At 49.7% G+C, this 4,557-nt stretch carries 5 protein-coding genes; all 5 read left to right on the top strand.

Annotated elements, in window-relative coordinates; all coding sequences use genetic code 11:
* Positions 1-166: 166 nt before the first annotated feature.
* Positions 167-481: an EndoU domain-containing protein gene (locus AACY11_RS27955; protein ID WP_339496284.1), complete on the top strand. Its 315-nt coding sequence runs from the start codon at positions 167-169 to the stop codon at positions 479-481.
* Between the two features lies 1 nt (position 482).
* Positions 483-908 (top strand): hypothetical protein, encoded by a 426-nt coding sequence (locus AACY11_RS27950; RefSeq protein ID WP_339496282.1) that lies wholly within the window; start codon positions 483-485, stop codon positions 906-908.
* Positions 909-1,147: 239 nt separating this feature from the next.
* On the top strand, positions 1,148-2,515 hold the full coding sequence (locus AACY11_RS27945) for an IS4 family transposase (RefSeq protein ID WP_339496280.1): 1,368 nt from the start codon (positions 1,148-1,150) through the stop codon (positions 2,513-2,515).
* Between the two features lie 472 nt (positions 2,516-2,987).
* Positions 2,988-3,299, top strand: a complete 312-nt coding sequence (locus AACY11_RS27940) for a hypothetical protein (RefSeq protein ID WP_205884892.1) — start codon at positions 2,988-2,990, stop codon at positions 3,297-3,299.
* A 746-nt stretch (positions 3,300-4,045) separates the two neighbouring features.
* Positions 4,046-4,384, top strand: a complete 339-nt coding sequence (gene imm45, locus AACY11_RS27935; protein WP_339496277.1) for an Imm45 family immunity protein — start codon at positions 4,046-4,048, stop codon at positions 4,382-4,384.
* Positions 4,385-4,557 lie beyond the last annotated feature (173 nt).

The raw sequence follows: 4,557 nt of genomic DNA, 5'->3' as shown, positions 1-4,557 counted from the left end.
TCAACGTGGTATTCAAGTGGCTCGGGCTGCCTCTATCAGTTCTTCTGTCAGTGCGTTGGATCTACAAGAACTTTTATAAAGTAAAAGGCTATGTGGAGGGGTGAGTGTTTGTTTTTCTCTTCCCCCCCCCGGTGGATTTTTTGATAATTTGCACCCGGATTTTGCAGTGGAAGTGGTGAGCACTTATGCTGACGGTTCAAGGCAGGTGAAATTCGCAACTCAGTTCGAGGACGGTACTCTTTCTAATATAAAAAAGAGTACGCTGTTTTCGGAGAGTTGGACTGATGCGCAAACAATTAACGCCGTCAAGCTTGTTGGGGGTACCAAGCCGGTGGCAACAAGGACTTCGGATGGAGCGTCTCTCTATCAATCCACGGTCAATGGCGTTAAGGTTGAGGTTGTTAAAGTGGGTGATAATGTGACGGCAGGTTATCCTTGTGGCGCAGGTTGTGCTTCGGCACAAAGTTTTATGGGGCAATAATATGTATAAGAAATATGATGAGTTGATTGGTCGGTTTGCGATAGATGAATTTCCAATCGATTATTGGTCCGATGTCGCAATTGTTGAAGCTTCAGATATGTTGGACGATTTTTCCGAAGATGACTGGTCGATTCTTTTATCGTCTGTAAGAGATAAGAGCGAGTACTGGGTTTTACGCATGTGTGAATCAATGGGGGACGTTGCTGAAGAGCGAGCGCTTTATGTGTTGCTTGAGGTAATGTCTCGCGAAAGTGAGGAAGTAACGTGTGCGGCATTGGATGCCATTAGGTCCATGGTTAGCCTCGGTTTGGATGTGTCAAAGTATTCAGTTCCGATTAACGTTGCTATTGAAAGTGCAAAAATGACGAAAAGTAATGTGGGGCTGTTATCTGTGCTGGATCTGGAAAAAATGCTTTTGAAGAGGTGATTTTTTTGGGTGGTAAATGGGGACAGACCCTGAGGGGTCCGCATACGAGGATTTAATTGGACTGACGGAACATGTTCGTTCTGTATTCGATCTTTGATGAAGAATTAATCTACCAGACCCGAATGGCACTTACTTAACAGCTAACCACTTGAGCTGAAAGCAAAAAATGAAGAAGGGCTGGTCTTGGTCTACGGTGATAGTTGCGAACACACCCCGACAAACCAAGGACACAGCCCCAAATGGATCGTAGACGTGAAGTTCTTCAGCATCAACAGCAACGTTTTCATCGACACGCTTCGGACTGCGATGCCTATGCGTTTTTCAATCTCCTCACGTCTCCCGATCTCTTACAACGCGTCGAGTCTGCACTGCCAAAACATCGGGAACGCCTGTTTCCGCCAACTGAAACGTTGTCTATGTTTCTGGCTCAAGCAATGAGTGCCGACCGCTCCTGCCAGAACGCCGTGAACGACCTGTCGATTAAACGGTCATGTGGCGGCATGAAGCCCAATAGCACCCGCACGGGCGCCTACTGCAAAGCCAGAAAGCGCCTGCCTGTGGAAATGGTTTCCACGCTAGTCAGGCACACCGGTGCTTCGATAAGTGATAACGCACCCTCGTCGCGGCGCTGGATGGGGCGACCTGTGCGGCTGGTGGATGGCACGACGGTCAGCATGCCCGACACAGCGGCTAATCAGGACGCCTATCCGCAATCTCGCGGCCAGAAAGTCGGTCTTGGTTTTCCGTTGTGTCGAGTGGTGGGCATCGTCTGCCTCTCCAGCGGCGCCGTTTTAGATGCTGCCCTTGGGCGTTTCCGAGGCAAGGGCGGCGATGAACAGACACTGCTCAGATCAATGCTCGACACGTTGAAAACAGGTGACATTTTGTTAGGCGACGCTTACTACGCTACCTATTTCTTGCTGTGCGAGTTGCAACGAAGAGGTATCGATGGCGTGTTCGAACAATACGGTGCTCGACGGCGAAGCACGGACTTTCGCCTAGGGCAGAGTCTCGGTTCGGAAGATCACCTGATCGAATTGAAAAAGCCTGCAAGAAAACCGCTGTGGATGAGTCAAACGCATTACGAAAAGGCGCCTGAAAGACTGACCGTGCGGGAGTTGAAGGCGGGTGGGAAAACTTTGGTCACCACGTTGCATTGCCCAAAGCAGACACCTAAAACAGCCCTGAAATCGCTGTACAAGGGGCGATGGCATGTTGAACTGGATCTGCGCAATCTCAAAGCTACGCTGGGACTAGGCAAGTTAAGCTGCAAAACCCCAGGCATGGCAGTAAAGGAGTTATGGGTCTATCTGTTAGCTCACAATCTGATCCGAATGCTGATGGCACAATCGGCTCTGTTAGCTGACTGTTTACCTCGCGAACTGAGCTTCAAACACAGCCTTCAGCTATGGGGCAGTTCCGAAGACGAGGATGGCCTGTCGAATTTATTGATGCTGATTGCTCAGAGGCACGTCGGAAATCGGCCTGGTCGTATCGAGCCGCGAGCCATAAAACGAAGACCTCAAGCCTACCCCTTGCTGACCAAACCACGTCGGTCAGCAAGGGCAGATGTCAGAAAAAACGGGCACCCAAAACATGTTAAGTAAGTGCCATTCCTACAAGACCCTTTTTGGCGGGCGTTTTCAGGAGGTTGGCAGGTGGACTTTGCATTTTTGCTGTTCGGCGCGGTAGGGCTGCTGAATGGAACTCTGATCAGAGCACAGGCGCGCAGCCTGTTGGGCAGGGCTTCGAAGTGTTCAGAGGGATAAATGGGACAGACTACGTTTAAATAAACGTGGTCTGTCCCTGAGGGATCCCTACTGTCGATAACCCTCAAGGAGCATTTTTAGTAAGGGCGGACGAAATTGCAGGCATGACACCTGAACAGATTCAACAGCATTTGGCATTGCCGAAAGTCCCAACGCAGGTTGCGGAAGTTTCTGTTCCTCCGGGAACTAATATGCAAGTAGGGCGTGTGGCGGCTCAGCCGCAATTTGGAGCAAGCAGTAAAGGTGGAGTTCAGTATCAGTTGCTGAGTAAGATACCAGATGAAAGTTTTGGAGTTCCAAGGAGCTTGCGATGAATAGAGTTATCGGACTGGACTCAATTTCAAAAGCCATCCCCGTTTCGGACTTGCGAAGTGTTGTACTGCTTGATCGCCTGGGTCAGGAAGCGTTGTATGGTTTGATGGAGTGCGCGAGAAATGTTTTTTTGATTGATGACGCGGGAAGCGTAGTTTGGCAGGTGAGTTCTGATTTTGATTCTGATGGGGACCCATTTACCAATATTTTCATGGAAGGAGGGCAGCTTAAAGCTTATAGATGGGATGGTGGTAGCTATAGTGTTGATGTCCAAACAGGCAGAGCAGTTCCGGATCAGCTATTGAAATGACCTGCCCTTGGACATCATTTTCCGGTCCTGTCCTGTCGCGAGGGCGAAGAGATTAGAAAAAAATTCTAATGGTAAATGGGGGGCAGACCACGTTTAGAAAGTGCTCCGAAAACGTAGTCTGTCCCCGTTTTACCCGCGTCTGCCGGTGAGGCGGGTTATAGCGGATCTCAGCAGTTATCCATTTCGGCTGAACTGTGGGCCTTGATGCTGGGTACGACCTTTCCGGTCACGTTACTGGACCCAAAATATGGAGTATTGACGAATCCAGCCGTAGATAATGACACTCTGCATCCTGTAAGCGTTGGCGGTTTCGTGACGCAACCCTCTTTGCCCACCGACACGGGCGGGAGCCCGGTCGTTGAGACGGGAGACGGTACGTACACAACGCCTATCGTAGAAAATCCGTCGTTAGGGAACGTTTATAGCCTGCCGTGGGGGCAGTCTGCGTCGGAATTTGAGAAGTCTTTGGCTACCCTCCCTTCGGGTGAACGGGTGGCGATTGTAAAAACCAGAGCAAGGGAGTTAGCCGATTCCCTGGGTTGGCCTAAGGACAGTTTCCTGACGAAATTGAATGGCAGAGATGTTTATGCCGGATCCGATGGATATTTTTACGCAGTTGACAGTCAGCACGGTAGGTGGGAACAGGTGAATAGCCGAGGGAAACATCAAGGAGAGGTTAAGTTTGATTTGACACCTATTCCTAAATCCAAAGATGACTCGGGTAAACATGATTTGAGGATGAAGTGATGAATAGTATCAAACTCGTCGAATGCTTAGATCCCGTTATTGTCAGGGGGCAGGTTTTTCGGGTGCCCGCCAGTTGGCCGTACGAAGCGATTGTGGACTTCATGGTGGTCGATATACCAGACGAAAATTTTGGCCATTCTCTGGTAGTGGCTTCCGGGAATAAATCAGGGTTATTACTGGTGCATTTGCCATTGGAAAGCTGCGCATCGGGTGAACACGGAATTTCGAGGGAGTGGGTTGTTGCGAACTGGGAGAAATGGATATATCCAGAGTGCTCGGTTGAAGATGTTTACTTGTTTGATTCGATAGAGGTGCCAACGAAGTTGACAACTCGCTAGGAGTGGTAAATGGGACGAACCACGTTTGGGAAGTGCTCCGAAAACGGAGACTGTCAGAAATTTTGTGTTCGGGCATAACATGTTGAAAAGGAGCATGTATGCCGACCAAAAAGAAACCGGCCTCGGAGGTCAAACCCCAGTTTCCTTCGATCCCGAAAGAGCTGATTGATCAG

The sequence above is a fragment of the Pseudomonas sp. RA_105y_Pfl2_P56 genome (assembly GCF_963970845.1).
Taxonomy (GTDB): Bacteria; Pseudomonadota; Gammaproteobacteria; order Pseudomonadales; family Pseudomonadaceae; genus Aquipseudomonas; species Aquipseudomonas baetica_A.
Note: the sequence above shows the minus strand (reverse complement) of the source record. Positions and strands in the feature narration are given on the sequence as shown.